Raw genomic sequence first — 19,055 nt, 5'->3', positions numbered from 1 at the left:
AGATTTGAGCTTATTAATTTGTTGCATTGTGCAAAACGGAGAATGTGAATTATGAAACTTATTGCCTGCTGTAAGGTTGTTCATGACGAACAAGACATCACAACACGGCCTGACCGTACACTCGCAACCGATAATGCGGGTTTAAAAATTAGCTTGTATGACTTGAATGCCATTGAAACCGCAGTAGAAATTGCCTCTACCCTTGGTGATAGCACTGTAACTGCATTAAGTGTGGGTACAGGTGCAATGGTTGAAAACGCGAAGATCAAAAAAGATATTTTATCGCGTGGCCCTGATGCATTAACACTGGTTGCAGATGATGCATGTAGCGCTCTTTATTCAACGGATACTGCCAATATTATTGCGCAAGCGGCACAAAAAGTTGGTTTTGACTTATTAGTTTTCGGCGAAGGTTCTGGTGACTTATACGCTCAACAAACAGGTTTAGCGGTAGGTGAATATTTAGGTTTACCTTGTGTCAACGCAGTAAACAAAATCACCGTTGAAGGTGACAAAATCATTGTTGAACGTGACTTAGAAAATATCACGGAAGAACTAGAGCTGACATTACCTGCCGTTGTGTGTGTCACTTCAAGTATTAACACACCAAAGCTCCCTTCAATGAAAGCCATTTTAGCAGCAAATAAAAAGCCTGTTGAAAAGCTGGGTTTGGGAGATATCGGTATTGATATTTCTGCTCTGACTGTTGTGCAAACACAAGTTTGTGCACCAGAACAGACTGATCGCCTTGGCATTATTTTAGAAGGTGATTCAGATGAAAATATTGCCACTTTTGCTGAACATTTACGCCAAGCGGTTAATCAATAAGGAGATTAAAAATGGCTAGTTTACTACCTACTACCTTTGTTTATGCCGAAAAAGCGGATGATTTAGCAAAGCTGATTGCGTTTGCTCGTGGTCTTGGTGAAAAGGTTAATGTGCTGTTTATTGGTGATGATGAAAGTACGCGTGAATGTGTCAATTTAGGCGCTGACTGTGTTTATTGTTTCGCACCACAAGAAGGTGTAATTGCTGAAGATTATGCAGCCTCTTTTGCCGCCATTATTAAAGAAGCGGGCGCGAATGCACTGGTTCTCCTTGCTTCATCAAAACGTGCAAAAGCGATAGCAGCTCGCCTTGGCGTGACGTTAAAAGCTGGTGTTATCAGTGATGCATTAAGTCTTGCTATTGAAAACAATACCGTGATTGCGACACACCAAGTTTATGGTGGTTTAGCACATGCTAAAGCAGAAATTCGCTCATCTTATGCGATTGCCACTGTGGGCAGTGCACTTGATGTTGAACCCATCAAAGACGCACCCAATGCACCTGTGGTGCAAAGTGCCTTTATCGCCCCCGCACATACATTAAAAGTGTTAGCTCGTAAGCCAAAACAAGGCAGTACCGTTGATTTAGGTAAAGCGCATTGTGTTGTTGGTGTTGGACGTGGTTTTGCTAAGGCAGATGATATTGCATTAGCGTCAGCATTAGCGAAAGCCCTTCAAGGTGAAGTGGGTTGTTCTCGTCCAATCGCTGAAGGTGAAGGCTGGATGGAACACGATCGCTACATTGGTGTTTCAGGCGTGACTTTAGGTGCAGATGTTTATGTTGCTGTCGGCATTTCAGGGCAAATCCAACATATGGTTGGTGTGGATAGAGCAAAAATCATTGTTGGTATCAACAAAGATAAAAATGCCCCAATTTTCAACATGGTGGATTACGGTATTGTTGGCGACCTCTACAAAGTGTTACCTGCATTAACCGCGAAGCTTGGCGGCTAATCACCGTAGGTCGCTTAGTGATAATTTACTAAGCGACCACACATAATAAAAGGATAGGAAAGTATGTCAGACGATATTTTTGACGCCATTATTGTGGGTGGTGGACTTGCTGGTGGTACTGCTGCCTATGTATTAGCACAAGCAGGGTGTGATGTTTTAGTAGTAGAGCGAGGTAATTTCGCTGGCAGTAAAAATATGACAGGTGGGCGTTTATATGCACACAGTCTTGAAAAAATTATTCCCAATTTTGCCCAAGAAGCCCCTGTTGAACGGCTTGTGACACGCGAAAAAATTTCCATGCTAACGGAAACCGATGGAGTCACTTTAGATTATCAACACACTCAGCAAGAAGAGGAAGCCGCGCGCTCTTATACTGTATTGCGTTCTTCATTTGACCAATGGTTAATGGAAAAAGCTGAAGACGCTGGCGCACAAGTGATCACAGGTGTTCGTGTCGATGAAGTGTTGGTAAAAGATGGCAAGGTATGTGGTGTAAAAGCGGGTGATGATGAAATTGAAGCCCACGTTGTTATTCTTGCTGATGGTGTTAACTCATTATTAGCAAAACAGTTAGGTATGACACAAAAAGTTAATCCTCATACCGTAGCGGTAGGGGTTAAAGAGTTATTGGAATTCACGCCACAACAAATGGAAGACCGATTTGGTTGTACTAATGATGAAGGCTTAGCTTGGCTTTTTGCTGGCGCACCATCAGGCGGATATTTAGGTGGCGGATTCTTATATACCAATAAAAACACTGTTTCTTTAGGCCTTGTTTTAGGGCTACATAATGTCGATAAATTTGAAAAAACGGTTCCTCAATTATTAGAAGATTTTAAACAACATCCTGTTGTTGCACCACTTATCAAAGACGGCAAATTATTAGAATATTCAGCGCATATGGTGCCCGAAGGTGGCATGAATATGGTATCTGAATTAGTTAAAGATGGTGTATTAGTTGCGGGAGATGCTGCTGGATTTTGCCTTAACGTTGGTTATACCGTAAGAGGGATGGATCTAGCAATTGCCTCTGGTGAAGCGGCTGCAAAAGCAGTATTAATGGCGAAAGAGCAAAACAGCTATAACCAAAAAGAATTAAGTTGCTACCAATCTTTATTAAATGACAGTTTCGTCATGAAAGATATGAAGTTATACAAAGACTTACCTTCTTTCCTTGATAATACAAGATTCTTTACGGATTACCCGCAAATGGCTGCCAATGTCATGCATGATTTATTCGTGATTAATGGCCCAGAAAAACCTGTGCGTAAGAAAATACTGTCTCAAGTTAAGAAAGTCGGTGTGATGAACTTAATTAAAGATGGATTTAAGGGGGTACGTTCTTTATGAGTCAAGTAAACGTAGACGTTAAATTAGGCGTCAATAAATTTAATGTGGATGAGGAAAATCCACATATCGTTTTAAAGGATGATATCGATCCTGCACAATTTGAAATCTTAATGAAAGCTTGCCCCGCAGGGTTATATAAAAAAGATGAAAAAGGACAATATCTTTTTGATTATGCAGGATGTTTAGAGTGTGGTACTTGCCGTGTTTTATGTGGCGATACAATTTTAAAAAAATGGGAGTATCCGTGTGGCACATTAGGCATTGAGTTTCGTTACGGCTGATGTGATAACTTTTATCTCCTCCCTCTAGAATAACCTCCAAAATGTAAACTAGGGGGGGAGGTAATTAGTTTATTTATCTTAATGAGTGTATTTTCCGATATTCGGAAGGTGTCATAAAAAATTCGGATTTAAATTTTCGACTTAAATTAGAAATATCGCTAAATCCACATTCATAGGCTAACTGTGTAATATTTTTCTCTGCCAAGAGAGGATTCACTAAAGCCGTTTTATAATTCTCAAGACGTTTTTGGTAGATCCAACGAAGTACAGAGGTATTTTGTTCTTTAAATAACATTTGTAAATAGCGCACGGAGATCCCACAAGCATTAGCACATTCATTTACATTGAGATCAGGATCAGAAAGATGTTGCTCAAGATAATGCTGAGCAAAATAAAATAGTGTTGATCTTCCTAAGCTTTGCGGTGGTGTTGCAATACTGTATTCACTGAAAGCAGATGTAATTAAATTCAATAAAATATCAGCAAGTTGCTGTGCATGTTGTGGTGGCATTGAATCTAAGAACGGAATATAGCGCATCACAAAGCTATAAACGAGAGAGCCGGTAATACTATTACCACGTATCGCTCTTGCGGTGAGATTTTGGGTATTACCTAAACGTGATGCCAATTTCTCTCTTGGGATCAAAATTTTAAATAATGAGTAATCGTTATCAAAAGACCATGATACGGGTCTTGCCATATCAAAAATACAAAAGTCGCCTTGCCGTAAAAATGCAGTTCTTCCATCTTGAGTAAGGTGGCTGGTTCCTGAACGCTGTATCTCAATTTGAAAATGCTCTTCTAAGCTCAGTTTATGAGTTAAAGGACGGCTACTCGCCCAATGCCCATTAGACTCTAGCTGAATAAAGCGAATATTTTTCACCTTCTGCTCAACGATATTGGCATAAAATCGAGAATGAGGAGGTAATTCGACTTCATTGCATTCATAAGACGATAAAAAGCGGTCTTTTATTGTATCCCTGAATACGGAAAACCGATCTACGTCAGGGAGTTCCCGAGTCGTAAACATGCTTTTCATAGTACGCCCACTTTTATTGAAAGTATTTTGTTGTGTTGCTACTCGTCAGGTATAAAAATGGCTTAAACCAGACAAAAATAGAATAATTTTTCGATAACTTTAATCTAAAAATTAGAATAGTAAGTTTAAATAATTATTAATGAAGATATCTATTATCTTCCTTGTTAATAAATTGAAGACTATATATTTAAAATTTTTTAATCTATTTAAACTAAAGTCATGTAAATTATAGAGTTAATTTATAGCATTTTTGATGCTATCATTTCTATGCTATTAATCCTAAGTTAATTTTCTATCTTTAGAGAGAGATCTCATAAATAAATTAAGAGTGATTCTTATTAATATCTCGTTTATTTCATTCTTTTCAGAGTGTGAGTTAATATGGATTTTATGTACTGGATATAATCATTTGTTAAATAATATTGTTATTTATTGTTAATCATAGCGTTATTAATTATATAAAATATAATTAAATTTCTATAAATTTAATTATTAATAGAATTCATAATATATATTACAACAATTCTTCCTTTGATATCATGATTTATTAATAGTAAATATATTTAATCTTAACGATGTTCACGCTTTCATTTGTTGTGAACAAATCAATATAGTGAACGTGAAATAGGTTTTTCGATTTATAAAACATTATTTATGTAGTATTTAGCCCACTAAAATAAGTGGGCTAAACATGACTATTTTTTATCTTTAACGTAGACCTTGCACACTTTCCACCAAATTGGCTAACTGTGATACTACGCGGTCGCCAATATCAGCGTTATCACCACCCAATGCTTTATTACGCATAAAGTCTTTCTTGATTTGTGCCCAACGAATGGTGTCTTTTTCGGTTAATTTTCCACGTAACTCAGCAAGTTTTAATAAGTTCTCTTCAGCACCTGTTGTTAGCAGTTGTGCTTCACCAAGATAGTGATCGTCTAGCAAGCGTTCAATTTCTTCATCATTCATTACCGCAGATACTTTCTCACTTAATTTATTCATATTGCGGTAACTACCTTGCAAGCGGAATGCTGGCTCTGTGCGATATTTATCTGATTGAGCAGCGCTGGCAATATATTGCTGATTCACTTTTAAGATAACGTTTCGTAAGGTAATTAAGTGTTTAAGTACCATCACTATTTCGTTAATTTCAGCATCTGAATATGGGTAACTTAATGTGTTGGTAGAAACGGATCTCCCCATTGCTTTATCCACTAAAACATAGAGATCGTTAAGATCACGCAGAGCCAGTGGTGCTAATACCGCATTAGATGTTAGGCTGTTTTCGATATAACTGAGCGCAAAGGCTTCATCCATACCACCTAATACTTCACCTAAGTTATAAATATCAGCACGGTTAGCCAGCATATCAGGAATACGGAAGACTTCGCCTGATTCGGTATAAGGGTTTCCTGCCATCACGACACAGAATTTTTTGCCACGCATATCATAGGTTTTGGTTTTTCCTTTCCATACCCCTTCAATACGTCTTGTTCCATCACACAGTGAGATAAATTTTTGTAAGAATTCAGGGTGAGTATGCTGAATATCATCCACATACAGCATAACGTTATTACCCATTTCTAGCGCTAAGTTGAGTTTCTCAAGCTCTTGTCTTGCTGTTGCGTTGGGCGCTTGCTCCGGATCGAGCGATAGCACGTTATGTCCTAACGCAGGACCATTGATCTTCATAAAAATAAGACCTAAACGTGCGGCTGCATATTCCATTAATGTGGTTTTGCCGTAACCTGGAGGGGAGATCATTAATAATAATCCCATTAAATCGGTGCGCTTACCTTCTCCTAAAGCACCAATTTGTTTTGCCATATTGTCGCCAATAATAGGTAAATAAACATCATTAATCAGCTTGTTACGGACAAAAGAGCTTAACGGTTTGGCTTTAAATTCATGTAGTTTTAAGCGCTCACGTTCATCACTGACTATTTTCTGGCGCAAGGTGAGGTACTGTCGAAATGCAGGAATAAAGTTCTTTCTCTGCCTACGCATTCGACTGAAATAATCATCTAAACTGAGTGATAACGCTTGATTTTCAATCGTTGGGTGAGAGCCTAATAGTCCTGTTACTGTAAAGTATAAATCGGCTTCGCTATAACGGGCTGATGCGACTTTATCTAAAATAATGATAGCGATAGCACCCGGAATATAAGGCGTAAGATCGGTATAATCAGGTAGAGAGCATAACCCTTGTAGCCAATTTTGGATCAGTGCCCAACGCTGTGCGTATCGCGTACCTAAATTTTGTTGTGAACGATTAAAGTCTATCCACATATGGGCTTCTTCTAATCGACTTTGCAGTGCAATCACTAGCTCTTTAGCGTATTTGCTATAAACCAATTCAATGGGTGTTCTCGCCAACGCAAAGCTTAAATATTCAGAGGCTTGTATCGGAATATAGTGTTCGCACTCAATCGGATTATCATGAAGGAATAGGCGTATATCCGCTTCAATTTCAGCTTGCAGGTCGGTTAATGCGTCATCTGTATGGAATAATTGCTGAATATTCAGTGCTGTTCTTGCACGTTCAGGCCACAAGGCAGGGTATTGCTCATTTTGTTTGGTTTCCCAAAATAGTGCGGCTACTGCGCGTGCAGTGGGGTTATAACGTAGAAGATCGGCACTTTCACCTATTGGGATCAGCTTTTTCAATATAGCTATCGCATCGTGATCGTGGATCCCTTTTTCATAGCCTTCTTTATAACGTGGCGTTGCGAAATCACGCACGAGCTTTTCCAGCTTTTCTGGAATAGTGAGTGCTTCTTTTAGCGTTTCGTAATCAAGACCATCTTGACGTTTTGCTGCCGCATAAATAATGGAGTAAGCAAGGTATTCTGCGCGATAAACGGTGTCCGATTCAGACTCAAGTGAAGCATTCCAATAAGGTTGTAATTGGGTAAGTTCTGCATTTTCAATCGGCTCTTGGTAATCCGTTCCTGTCAGGTATAACCAGAGTTTATCTTCTTTAGGTAAGATTGTGAGATCAAGCTCTTGCGTATTAACACTAAAACGATGGCGAGGCCCTAATTTAATGATATTGCCACCGTCTTCAAAAATATCAGTTTTATCGCGCAGAATACGAATAGCCTGATCACGAGAGGATTTTAGACGCGCATCAATATCATCAGCTTTGACGTTATCATTGATTTCTCTTAATTTTTCAATGAGTTCCCGCGTTTTTAATGATAGTGGATCTGATGCAAAGAATGCATTTAACTCATCTTGTGATTGTAAGCGAGAGGTTCGGCGTTGCAGATTTTCCAGCAAGCGATTTGCAGCAGTAAGCAAGCTTTGTGATCGACGTTGACGATCATCAAGCAGTACTTGTTTGTGCGATTCAAAGGTTTCAACTAGCTCTTCACGTTTAGCGAGAATATCATCAAGAAATTCATCATGATGACTAAATTGGCTTTCCAGCTCTTCTAATTGAAGTAATAAGCGGGAAAGTTGCTCGTCACAACGCTCAGGATCGGTTGCAAGGGATAATGCATTGGTGATCCCTTGGCTAAACAAGCGAAATTGTGCGCCAAATTGGGCCACGCTTTCGACACTACTTTGTGATTTGCGTTTTTGTTGTAGTCGAGCGCGGGATTGGTTTAGTTGAGCATAGATCTGTGAAATCGCATCAATAATATGCGTTTGTTGAGTGACATCTTGGAATGTTAAAGATGCCATTAAATTCGAAAGCATATCCAAATCAGTAGACATTTTTTCCATGTCATTCATCGGGATATCTAATTGTCCGCTGTTTTGTGCTTTTTCAATGAGATTTTCAAAGGCAACAAGCTGAGTTTTAAACGGTTGTAATGCTTTATCACTGGCAAGAAAAAGCGCTGTAGCTTGAGAAACGCGTTGCTGAGTTTCCGTAATTTCCGTTTCCATTGCGCTAAGTTTGGTTAAATCCATATAACGGAATTCACGCAATGAAATCAGATGCCCACGATGAGCATTCAGTGAATTTAAGCCATCAACAAATTGTTGTATATCAGTCCAGCTATCAGGCAGTGTTAAGGTGAGTAGTGATTTTTGACGATTAATCGCTTCAATCATGGATTTCTCAGATTGCTGACGAATACTTTCTACTTTCTCATATTCATCAAGCACCAATTCGCTGGTTTGAGCGATATCTTTGAGGAGTTTTCCAATACCTGAACAGTGTTCATCATTAAACCAATAATAGAGATCTAATAAATTTTTAGGTTGTGAACTGAGTTGCTCATAACGAGCAATAGAAATTTGATTACCTTCAATTTCTTTTGCGACATGCAATATTTCAGAGATCCCTCGTACTAAATCGGCATTACCAATTCTTCCATAGAAACCATTACGAGGCGGTTGTTTATCGGCAAATTCTTCAGAATAGAAGGGAGTTTGCCAAACTTGCATTGGATGAACGCGTGTTGCTTCTTCGCCTTCACCTTCAAAGAGTACCATTTTTCCGTCTTCTAACATCGCATAGCCGTGGCCAACTAAAGGCACAGCAAGTTTGCGCTCAATCATATTGTAATTGAAAAGTGCGAGGCGACCTTGTGAAGGCGAGTAGAAAACATATAACACGTCTTCACCATTAGGTGAACGGCGTAGACGGCGGAAATACATACCTTCCATCGGTTGATCAAAGGTTTTGTATTCACCATTTTGCAGGTAATAACCGCCTGGGAAAATAATGCCATGATCTTCAGGTAGTTGAACACAAGCTTGTCCAATTGCATCAATGCGTTGGACGGTTTGCGCCAAAATGTTGTAGACCAAATAACGCCAATTTTCTTCTCGATACGGTAAGATTTTTAACAGAATTAAACTGCCTGTTTGAGCATATTCAATTTGTGCATCATCGAGAGATTGGTTTTTATCTAATACGGCTTCACGATAAATACCTAAACCATCTTCCGTATTATTTTCACATTTGACCGTTAGATCGCCACCGGTTGTTTCGACAAAAACGGTATCAAGAATATTGATATGAGGAAAACGACCATTGACCGTATCTTCACGTTGGGTTTTCGTCCATTCAAAATCATAAGCAGGGGGAAGAGCGATATCTCGCTCACCACGATTATCAATATATTCAATATGTTGCTTATCACTTGAAATTGACCAACGAAAAACACGCACATCAGTAATACGAGCACCGATCTGGAAACTGGCGAGTAACTTTCCGTCACGCTCAACTAGCTGTAATAGTTGCGTATTTTTATAGTAAGTATAGAGCTCAGTAAAATCTTGAATAAAGCGATTGTCGTTTAAGAATGTATTTTCATAAGGTACGGCTTCAACATCAAACTCGCCCTCATTTTCAATTAAACGATAAAGTGAAAAAACATCTTCAAGATGAATTTCACGTTTTAATCCAAGGAAAACGTTATAACCAAATAGTAACCAACCACCTACACGAACAATATCTCTGGCTTGGCAGTTATTTTCAGTGCGAATACGAATGCGGCCAATAATATCCATTTGGCTTTGACCAAATTCATCTAAACGATGCTGATTGAGCTCAGTGGCTTTTTGATGAAGTTGTTGACCTTGCTCAGTGAGGCGTTTGCGTAAAATTTCATACGCACCACCTTGTGCAACGGCGCTATCGAGTATTTCCTGCTCGCGATTCGTATCCAGAATGTCAGACATGGTATAACGGATTTCCTTGGCTTAAACGATAAAAAACAAAAGAAAAGACACAGAGATAAACGCTATGTCTTTTCACCTCCTTTAAATGAAATTATTCTTCTTTAGAGGCGTCTGATTGAGTTGTCACATCTTTAATTAGCTGATTGGCGCCTTTTGTTGCCATAAATCCATTAATTAAATCTTGGACTTCAGGATTTTTTAATAAAGAATCGATATCGAGTTTTTTATCTTGTTGAGTACGGTTAATCAGCTTTTCAACGTTCTCTTTGGCAAAACTGCTTTTATCCATAAAACCATCGACAGCTTTACCCAAGCTTAATGCTTTAGAGAAGGTATTAAAGAAGTTGCCATCACCGCCCACAATTTCAATATTGGTTTTGCTTAGAGCTGCTGCCAATACATCAGCTTGTTCGCGTGCAATTTCTTTGTTGGCTTCAATAGATGCCATTGCTTGTTCAAATTGTTTTTCAAGACGCATACGGAATTCTTCGTGCGAACGAGCCGTATCGCTAAGGTGATCCATCGATTTAAATTTATCAGTTAAACCATCGGCTTCTGCTTTCAAGCGTTGGCGAATAACTTCGGCTTGTGCTGAACCTAATTGGCCTTCACCGCGTGCTTGAGCTGCGAGTTTTTCTTCAAGGATCTTAGCATCCGCTAAACCTAACTTCTCTTTTGCATGGGCTTGTTGTTCTTCACCACGTGCTTGAGCGGCTAATTTTTCTTCCAAGATTTTCGCTTCTGCAAGGCCTTGTTGTTGCTGGGCTTGTGCTTTAGCTTCCATCACTTGCGCTTCAGTTAAGCCTTTTTCTTTCATGCCTCGTGCTTCCGCCAATAGTTTTTCAGCGGTGACATTAGCAAGCACTAAGCCTTCTTTCTCTTCAGCTTCCGCAGTTGCTTGGCGTACACGTGCTTCAGCAAGACCTAATGCTGCATGCTCTGCTTCAATACCTTCAGCTAAACGCTTTTTCGCTTCAGCTTGTTTTACTGAGGCTTCTAATTCCGCTTTCGCCATGGTGCTGATTTCTTCAGCTTTGTGTTTAGCACTAGATTCATCGGCTTCAGCTCTTTTCACTTGGCGAACTAGAGATTCTTCTGCTTCCGCTTGTGCATTAATCACAGTGACTTGGCGCATACGTTCAGCTTCTGAGACTTCACGTACTTCTTTAATGCGTTCTTCTTCTTGAGCTACGGTTTTTTCTACGGCAACACGTTCGCGGATCACATTAGAGATATTTTTACGCTCTTCTTCTAACGCTTTTTCTTTCTCAATACGTTGCAATTCAACTTCACGTTCACGAGCCACAATTTCTAACTCACGCGCACGATTCACACGCTCTTGTTCAATAGTGACTGCGCGAGTACGATTTTGTTGTGCAACTTCCACTTCGCGCATACGATTTTCTTCGCGGATCTCAATTTCTTGTTGAGTCTGAATACGAGCCTGTTCTGCTTTAAGACGCTCTTCTTCTTGAACGCGTAGCGTTTCTGAAGATTCACGAGCGCGAATATTGTCGATTTCTCGTTTCTGGCGTGCTTCTGCATCGGCTTGTTGGCGCTCTAAAGCCAGACTTGCTTCGCGAGTTTCGACATTTTTCTTTTGTATAGCGAGTTCTTGATCGCGCTCTTTTTGGTTGGTTTCAATATTATGAATGGCGGTAATTTCCGTGATTTTACGAATACCTTCAGAGTCAAAAATATTATTAGGATCAAGCGCTGATTTCGGGGTTTGTTCTAAATAGTCGATAGCAACGTCTTCTAATGCATAGCCGTTTAGATCTTTACCGATGACATCAACAATGCGATCTCGGAAATTTTGTCTATCTTCAAAAAGCTTCGACAGTTCAAATTGTTTACCTACGGTTTTTAATGCTTCAGAAAATTTGGCACTAAAAAGAGTACTGACTGCTTGATGATCTGAAGCTCTATCAACACCAATGGCTTTCGCGACTTTTAGTACGTCTTCGGTGGTTTCATTAACACGTAGATAGAAAGCAACCGTGATATCTGCACGTAAGTTATCCTGACAAATCAGACCATCTTTGCCACGACGGTCTACTTCTAACGTTAAAAGAGAAATGCGCATAAACTCTTTTTTGTAGATAACAGGATAAACCAATGCACCCGTAAAATGGACTTTAGGTTGTGAGGTCATATCGTTGACAATTAAGGCTGTACCTTGAGGCACCTTAATATAGAAAGCCTTAAATAATCCAAATAGCCCTAAAATAATTAGGATTGCGAAACCAACGACAGTTAAGAAAGGCATAACGAAAGCCAAATCCATACTTTTTTCTCCATAAGTTCAGACGATACCGTCATTTTTTAATAGTGTTTGTCTGCTAACTAAATTGTATTTCATCAAATGTGGATATTAGCGATGAAATTCATCTTCCGTTACGACTTGATAGCTGTGAGTGGATGCGTCATAACTAATAATAATGACGCTATCACCTCGTTTAATATTTTCTGTTTCAGGAGCTCTAATTTGCAAAATTAAACCCGCACCACCGTCTTCTAAAACGGCTTCACCTTTATTTTCTGCAACATGTGCTGAACGCACTATGGCTAACTTACCTACCAATTGGTGTACTGATTTAGGCTTATTACGTGACATCAGTTTTTTACGAATGGGTTTTAAACATATCGCAGTAAGATTAAGTGCAATAAAAGAAGTAATGATTAAGGCAATAAAGCCCGTTAAATAACGAATAAAGCTTGTTTCAATAGCATTGATAATCCAATAATTAGTAAAATAACTGATAAACCAGCCAAAAAGGGTAAAGAAAGTTAAAATAATGGTGACAGGAATACCCGCTAATCCTAATTTAGTTAACCAACCTGCAAGCCCTGTTGCATCAACATTGATATCTAATTCACTATCAATATTAAATAAATCAATATCTAATAATCCAAATGCAGCACAGAGCCAATAAAAAGAGATAATAATAAGTAATGCACTAAAAATAATGCTAGGAAAAGCTAAGCTATTTTGGAAAAACAAATTCATAAAGGTTCTCTTAATTAAGAAAATAGCAATATTGTTGTTATATTAATATTGCTTATCATATGTTAACTCATTGAAAGTACATGTCGTTATAATCACATTCTTCTTTTATATTTTTTATATATACTTAATATAACCTATTGAGATCATTATAAATAATATTCGATATTGTTGTATATAGAATCAGACCATTCTCTAAAAAACAATAAAAATATTTTCATCTAATTATTGTCATTTATTTTTAGTGGATAAGTGTTTTGTTATAAAAATAGAAATTTATTAAATAAAAACGCTATAAAATTAAAAAAATAATACTGATTGTGTTGTGTATTCCATGTAGCAATATCGGCGCAATTAATGAACGAGTTCCTATTCTGATTTGGCAAAAAATAACACCCACAACAAAAATAAGGATAAACGTAGTAATTGACTCATATTGAGTGTGCATCGCTGCAAATAGAAGTGACGAGATAATAATCGCTATCCATTTGCCTATATTGCCATACCACATACCTGCATTTAGTAGAAAACCTCTAAAAATGATTTCTTCAGTAATGGGGGCGATAAAGATAACAGAAAGGGCAAATAAGAAGAAGGCAAAGCCTGAAATAGACTCAATCTCTGTAATCCATGAATCATCTTCAGAGCCTAAAAATAGGCTAATAAAATATAATCCCACTAAGGCTAAAAAAGGGGCCTTTAGTGTGCTCCATTGAAGATGGCCTAACGGCATTAATTTAATATTTTTTTGATAAGCAAACCAAATAATCAAGCAGTAGGGGAGGTAAATAAAAAAACTTACCAATGAGATGATATAAGGTGATTGAAATAGTGCAACAGGAGAGGGAGTCAGTAATAGACTAAACGATGAGAAAAAATAACCTACAAAGGCAAGTACGCAAATAAAGGAATGAGAGAGTCGGTCTTTGGGAAATTCCATTTTTGTTGATCCTTGGGACTATACTGATGAAGTCGTTCTATTTTTATAATGGTTCAAATTATAAAGGTTTTGTAAGAAAAGAGCATGAAGGAATATTTGAATTATTAAGATATAAGAAAATACTTAGAAGTTTAGTTTATGGGGAATTGCTTTCTGGTTATAAATTATATATGGGAGTTCTACGTAAAGATGTCTGGAAATTGTTTTATTATATAAATACTGACAATGTTTATAACCATCAACAAGCGAGTGGTTTTCCTTTGTTTTTTATAAACACAAAGGATTTATATCTTAATATTGGTGTGAAAGAGAAACAAAGGATAGCTATAGTAATGAGAAATGCCATTATTAAACTAGCATGAGTGTTATCTGAATTAAGATAAATAGCCAAGAATAGTGTGAATATGGTAATAAAAAATAGAAAGATTAGTCTAAAAAAACATTTCCCAGATTGAATACTTCAGTTTGAATACTATTACTTGATCTTTTTGAGAATTTTTTATTCTATAAATATCTTTTAGAGTGAATCCACTTTTTAGCATCAATGCTTCAATTCCATTTTTCATAATCTATCTTCCTTATCCTTATATGAGGTAAATAAATTTGAACTAGCATATTATTAATAGTGTTTATCTATTTTGATCTGCTTTCTAATAGATAGGAATGAGGTAGGTAGAAAAGGGAAGCGGTATTTAGTAAGAATAACAATTAGTTTAGTCTATAAAAGCAAAAAACCAGCCCTAAGGCTGGTTTTTCTAAAGATGGTGCCCGAACTCGGAATCGAACCAAGGACACGGGGATTTTCAATCCCCTGCTCTACCGACTGAGCTATTCGGGCTAACGAGGCGCATTAAACCGTATTCAGCGTGATGCGTCAACGTCTTTTTAATAAAAAATTCAAAAATAAGTTTGTTTGCTTTCTTTTTATTCTATTCGAGTTTAAATTTTCATCACAAGCTATTTTTTAGTAAAAAATGCTTAAATAACAATCAGTAAAGATATTCACTTTTTTGCATATCAAAGAGAAAACTTTCTCTTTTTTTGATGATTTAATTTATTTTTCACTACTCAACAGATAGAAATTGAGTACAAGCGAAAAAATAACTCATTTCTTTCGTTTTCCAACACTCAAAACTAACTTAGTGCACCATTTTTACGGCATTGAGCAATCTTAAGAATATCTTCCGCCAATAATTTTGCTGTAATAATATCATCAGCGTGATGATTCACCATTAAACGGCTTAAACAGCCTTCTAAGATGAGTTCCATCTGTTTAGCAACTAACTCACTATCTTCGATATCAAGCTCGCGTAGTAGCGTTCTAGAGTAATCAAATGAGCTTTGCTTTTGGCGTTGGCTTAATTGGTGAATTTGAGAGTGCTCATCAGGATATGCGCTACAAGCCGCTACGAATAGACAACCGGGAAAACGGTTTTTCTCTAAACGCATCGCCAGTTGATCATAACGAGCCAGTAATTTTTGTTCGATAGTCAGTTCTTCATCTAGCATGACTTGGCGTTGCCAAATATCAATTTGCTGTCCGTGGTGGCGAAGACAATCAAAAATCAATGCGTCTCTATTAGGCCAGAAAGGGTGAAGGTCAGATTCATTGATACCCGAATTTTGAAGAAGCTCAGGTAAAGTCGCCGCTAAGCCATATTGCTCTAGCTGGATAAGTACGTGGTCTAATAACGCTTCACGTTGCACGGAAATCTCCTTAAATCACGTTGTCGCGAAAACATCATAATTAGCAGACTTTAACTAAAAATGAAAGCAAGGAGCGAGAGGGGAAAAAGAAAATACCCCATCTTACGACAGGGTATTTTCTTGTTTTTTTATTTCTTGTAAGCGCTAGGCGCTTTTTTGCAATGTTTTAATTTTTTACTTCAAACTACAGGATCATACCGCCGAAGAGGAAACCAAATCCGACAGCTAATACCACACCAATTGTACCTGGAATAAAGAATGGGTGGTTGAAGACTAATTTACCGATACGAGTTGTACCTGTGTCATCCATTTGAACTGCCGCAACCAGTGTTGGGTAAGTTGGTAGGATGAACAGACCAGAAACCGCAGAGAAAGAAGCAATTGCAGTTAATGGAGTTACACCTAGAGCTAAAGCCATTGGCATCAATGCTTTTGCTGTTGCTGCTTGTGAATATAACAGTGCAGAACAGAAGAAGAAGATAACCGCTAATAACCAAGGATGGCCAGTGATTAAATCACCTGCAGTCAGTTTGATCCAATCAATGTTACTTGAAACGAAAGTATCACCTAACCATGCAACACCCAGAATACAGATACATGCACTCATACCTGCTTTAAAAGTACTTGAGTTGAGGATAGTATCCGTTTTCACTTTACAGAAGATAGTGATAAGGGTTGCAACACTCAGCATGATGATAAGAATGGCGTTAGTGGTATTCATTAACGGCTCTTTCACGATACCTAAACTTGGGCTGTTGATAACAGCATAAGTTACAACGCCGATAACACCCAATAAGAACAGCATTACAGACGATTTAGCACCAGGTAATGTTTCTCTACGTTCTTGGCTACCACGTAATTCAACCAGACCTTGTTCTAAACGTTCACGATAAACCGCATCATCTGATAGTTTTGAGTTAAATACCCAAGAGATGATGAAGGACATCAGAATGATTGCAAGGAAAGTTGCTGGTAATAAGATAGATAGCAAAGTGATGTAGCTTACTGTATTACCTTCACCGACCATTGCTGGGTTTTCCATGACAGATGCCATGTAAACAACAGCAGCAGAGATTGGAGATGCAGTAATACCGATTTGAGCTGCAACAACACCAGTTGATAAAGGACGGCAAGGTTTGATGCCTTGTTCTTTTGCAACTTCTGCAATAACTGGCAGTGTTGCTAAAGAGATGTTCCCTGTACCTGCAAATAGAGTTAAGAAATAAGTCACAATTGGCGCAAGAATTGTGATGTATTTTGGATTACGTCTTAACAGTTTTTCAGTTTGGCCGACAAGGTAATCCAAACCACCAGCAACCTGCATCGCAGAGATTGCGGCAATAACAGCCATAATGATGGAGATAACATCAAAAGGGATTGAACCAGGTTTAACACCGATAGCAGCTAAAACTAAAACCCCTAAACCACCGGCAAACCCGATACCAATTCCCCCAAGTCTCGCACCGAGGAAAATGGCCAGCAGAACGATAATCAATTCTACGGCTAACATAGCGTTTACTCCTTGAGATAATTAAAAAAATGAGAAAGATAAGTTAAATTTTTGTTTTTACAATCAAGTAAAAAGGCACGTCTCTTAAAGAGTCCGTGCCTTGTGTTTTTAAGAGCTCATTCTTATGTTTAACAGTGTCATGTTATAAAACACAATTATTAATCATCGAAGCGTTTTGCTTTGTAAGCCGGGTTTTTTAAGTTCTCAACAGAGAAGATATCATCCAGTTGTTCTTCGGTTAATAAACCGCGTTCTAGAACAACTTCACGTACACTCTTACCTGTTTCAGCACAAATCTTACCAACGATGTCGCCGTTATGGTGACCGATGAATGGGTTCAGATAAGTAACGATACCGATTGAGTTGAATACGAAGTGTTCACAGATTTCTTTATTCGCAGTGATACCATCAACACATTTTTCTACTAAGTTACGGCAAGCGTTACTTAACAGAGAGATTGATTCGAACATTGCTTGACCGATTGCTGGTTCCATTACGTTTAATTGTAATTGACCTGCTTCAGCAGCCATTGTTACACATGTGTCATTACCGATAACTTTAAAGCAAGCTTGGTTAACAACTTCTGGAATTACTGGGTTTACTTTAGCTGGCATGATTGAAGAACCTGCTTGTAGTTCTGGAAGATTGATTTCTTTCAGACCTGCACGAGGACCAGAGGACAGTAAACGTAAGTCATTACAGATTTTAGACATTTTCACAGCTAAGCGTTTTAATGCGCCGTGAACCATTACATAAGCACCACAGTCAGAAGTTGCTTCAATTAAGTCTTCTGCTGGAACACAAGCTAAACCAGTTACTTCTGCTAGTTTTTCAACAGACAGTTTTTGGTAACCCGGTGCTGTATTCAGACCAGTACCGATAGCTGTTGCACCTAAGTTCATTTCTAACAGTAACTCAGCAGTGCGTTTCAGGTTTTTGATTTCTTCTTTCATCAGTACAGAGAAAGCGTGGAATTCTTGACCTAAAGTCATTGGTACAGCATCTTGTAATTGAGTACGACCCATTTTCAGGATATCTTTGAACTCAATCGCTTTTCTATCAAAACCTGCTTTCAGCAGTTCGATAGATTCGGTTAATTTGATAACAGAGTTATAAACCGCTACACGGAAACCACAAGGATAAGCGTCGTTTGTTGATTGGCTCTTATTGACGTGGTCATTTGGGTTTAAGTATTGGTATTCACCTTTTTGATGGCCCATTAATTCCAGACCGATGTTTGCGATAACCTCATTGGTATTCATATTTAATGAAGTACCAGCACCGCCTTGGAATACATCAACTGGGAATTGATCCATGTGTTTACCTGTTTCTAATACTACGTCACAGGCTTTGATAATCGTATCAGCGATTTCACGAGGAATAGTGTGAAGTTCTTTGTTTGCTAATGCAGCAGCTTTTTTCACCATTACCATACCGCGGATGAATTCTGGAACATCATTGATGGTACGATCACTGATGTAGAAGTTTTCAATTGCACGTAAAGTGTGGACGCCATAGTAAGCATCAGCAGGAACTTCTCTTTTACCTAACAGGTCTTCTTCGATACGAGTTTTATTTGACATGAGAACCTTCTTATTAAAATTTTAACTGTCTAGTTATGCGCTTGTTAATAAAATATATCGTTAACGGTTAATAATGTAATATAACTTACCGTTTTGCTTGGTACTGACACGATCATATTCGGGTTGTGAACAAATACCTTTAAGCTGGATCACTTTATAAGTAAATAACGTCTAAATATTTTATTTTTGTGATCTATCTCATGGATTTTACAGT

General features: G+C 38.1%; 13 protein-coding genes and 1 tRNA gene. 5 read left to right on the top strand and 9 right to left on the bottom strand.

Annotated features, from left to right (window positions below):
* Positions 1–51 precede the first annotated feature (51 nt).
* The 4 genes from fixA (at position 52) to DK857_RS13010 (ending at position 3,412) form a co-directional block, all read left to right on the top strand.
* Positions 52–828 carry a putative electron transfer flavoprotein FixA gene (gene fixA, locus DK857_RS13025; protein WP_109402386.1) on the top strand — a complete coding sequence of 259 codons (777 nt, stop codon included), beginning with the start codon at positions 52–54 and terminating at the stop codon, positions 826–828.
* Between the two features lie 11 nt (positions 829–839).
* Positions 840–1,781: an FAD-binding protein gene (locus DK857_RS13020; protein WP_109402385.1), complete on the top strand. Its 942-nt coding sequence runs from the start codon at positions 840–842 to the stop codon at positions 1,779–1,781.
* A 63-nt stretch (positions 1,782–1,844) separates the two neighbouring features.
* Positions 1,845–3,131: an FAD-dependent oxidoreductase gene (locus tag DK857_RS13015; RefSeq protein WP_109402384.1), complete on the top strand. Its 1,287-nt coding sequence runs from the start codon at positions 1,845–1,847 to the stop codon at positions 3,129–3,131.
* Positions 3,128–3,412: a ferredoxin family protein gene (locus DK857_RS13010; RefSeq protein ID WP_075673872.1), complete on the top strand. Its 285-nt coding sequence runs from the start codon at positions 3,128–3,130 to the stop codon at positions 3,410–3,412. Before DK857_RS13015 ends, DK857_RS13010 begins: the two co-directional genes overlap by 4 nt.
* Positions 3,413–3,485: 73 nt before the next feature.
* Here DK857_RS13010 and DK857_RS13005 read toward each other — a convergent pair whose 3' ends face one another.
* The 5 genes from DK857_RS13005 to DK857_RS12985 form a co-directional block, all read right to left on the bottom strand.
* Positions 3,486–4,451, bottom strand: coding sequence for a helix-turn-helix domain-containing protein (locus tag DK857_RS13005; RefSeq protein WP_109402383.1), 966 nt, complete (start codon positions 4,449–4,451; stop codon positions 3,486–3,488).
* 708 nt (positions 4,452–5,159) lie between these two features.
* Positions 5,160–10,094 (bottom strand): DNA repair ATPase, encoded by a 4,935-nt coding sequence (locus DK857_RS13000; protein WP_109402382.1) that lies wholly within the window; start codon positions 10,092–10,094, stop codon positions 5,160–5,162.
* Positions 10,095–10,185: 91 nt separating this feature from the next.
* Entirely contained in the window at positions 10,186–12,381 is a 2,196-nt protein-coding gene (locus DK857_RS12995) for a flotillin family protein (RefSeq protein ID WP_109402381.1), read from the bottom strand.
* Positions 12,382–12,468: 87 nt separating this feature from the next.
* Complete coding sequence (locus DK857_RS12990; protein WP_109402380.1) at positions 12,469–13,104, bottom strand: OB-fold-containig protein; 636 nt, start codon at positions 13,102–13,104, stop codon at positions 12,469–12,471.
* A 289-nt stretch (positions 13,105–13,393) separates the two neighbouring features.
* The gene (locus DK857_RS12985; RefSeq protein ID WP_109394968.1) at positions 13,394–14,041 is read right to left on the bottom strand and encodes a CPBP family intramembrane glutamic endopeptidase; all 648 of its coding nucleotides are present in this window, start codon (positions 14,039–14,041) and stop codon (positions 13,394–13,396) included.
* Positions 14,042–14,067: 26 nt separating this feature from the next.
* Here DK857_RS12985 and DK857_RS12980 point away from each other — a divergent pair, with 26 nt between their 5' ends.
* Positions 14,068–14,403, top strand: a complete 336-nt coding sequence (locus DK857_RS12980; protein WP_109394969.1) for a DUF4225 domain-containing protein — start codon at positions 14,068–14,070, stop codon at positions 14,401–14,403.
* A 400-nt stretch (positions 14,404–14,803) separates the two neighbouring features.
* Here DK857_RS12980 and DK857_RS12975 read toward each other — a convergent pair.
* The 4 genes from DK857_RS12975 to aspA form a co-directional block, all read right to left on the bottom strand.
* Positions 14,804–14,879 (bottom strand) — tRNA-Phe (locus DK857_RS12975).
* A gap of 296 nt (positions 14,880–15,175) precedes the next feature.
* Entirely contained in the window at positions 15,176–15,748 is a 573-nt protein-coding gene (dicD, locus tag DK857_RS12970) for a division control transcriptional repressor DicD (protein ID WP_109394970.1), read from the bottom strand.
* 184 nt (positions 15,749–15,932) lie between these two features.
* Positions 15,933–17,258: an anaerobic C4-dicarboxylate transporter gene (locus tag DK857_RS12965; protein WP_109394971.1), complete on the bottom strand. Its 1,326-nt coding sequence runs from the start codon at positions 17,256–17,258 to the stop codon at positions 15,933–15,935.
* 158 nt (positions 17,259–17,416) lie between these two features.
* A complete protein-coding gene (gene aspA, locus DK857_RS12960) occupies positions 17,417–18,841 on the bottom strand; it encodes an aspartate ammonia-lyase (RefSeq protein ID WP_109394972.1) in 1,425 nt (474 codons plus the stop codon).
* Between the last annotated feature and the right edge of the window lie 214 nt (positions 18,842–19,055).

The sequence above is a fragment of the Proteus terrae genome, assembly GCF_003144325.1.
Lineage (GTDB): Bacteria > Pseudomonadota > Gammaproteobacteria > Enterobacterales > Enterobacteriaceae > Proteus > Proteus terrae.
Note: the sequence above shows the minus strand (reverse complement) of the source record. Positions and strands in the feature narration are given on the sequence as shown.

Bases quoted from the DNA above. Each gene is read 5' to 3' on its own strand.
- DK857_RS12990 (WP_109402380.1), bottom strand. From the start codon at position 13,104: ATGAATTTGTTTTTCCAAAATAGCTTAGCTTTTCCTAGCATTATTTTT.
- DK857_RS12980 (WP_109394969.1), top strand. From the start codon at position 14,068: ATGAAGTCGTTCTATTTTTATAATGGTTCAAATTATAAAGGTTTTGTA.
- DK857_RS12965 (WP_109394971.1), bottom strand. From the start codon at position 17,258: ATGTTAGCCGTAGAATTGATTATCGTTCTGCTGGCCATTTTCCTCGGT.
- fixA (WP_109402386.1), top strand. From the start codon at position 52: ATGAAACTTATTGCCTGCTGTAAGGTTGTTCATGACGAACAAGACATC.
- DK857_RS13005 (WP_109402383.1), bottom strand. From the start codon at position 4,451: ATGAAAAGCATGTTTACGACTCGGGAACTCCCTGACGTAGATCGGTTT.
- DK857_RS12995 (WP_109402381.1), bottom strand. From the start codon at position 12,381: ATGGATTTGGCTTTCGTTATGCCTTTCTTAACTGTCGTTGGTTTCGCA.
- DK857_RS13000 (WP_109402382.1), bottom strand. From the start codon at position 10,094: ATGTCTGACATTCTGGATACGAATCGCGAGCAGGAAATACTCGATAGC.
- DK857_RS12985 (WP_109394968.1), bottom strand. From the start codon at position 14,041: ATGGAATTTCCCAAAGACCGACTCTCTCATTCCTTTATTTGCGTACTT.
- DK857_RS13020 (WP_109402385.1), top strand. From the start codon at position 840: ATGGCTAGTTTACTACCTACTACCTTTGTTTATGCCGAAAAAGCGGAT.
- aspA (WP_109394972.1), bottom strand. From the start codon at position 18,841: ATGTCAAATAAAACTCGTATCGAAGAAGACCTGTTAGGTAAAAGAGAA.
- DK857_RS13010 (WP_075673872.1), top strand. From the start codon at position 3,128: ATGAGTCAAGTAAACGTAGACGTTAAATTAGGCGTCAATAAATTTAAT.
- DK857_RS13015 (WP_109402384.1), top strand. From the start codon at position 1,845: ATGTCAGACGATATTTTTGACGCCATTATTGTGGGTGGTGGACTTGCT.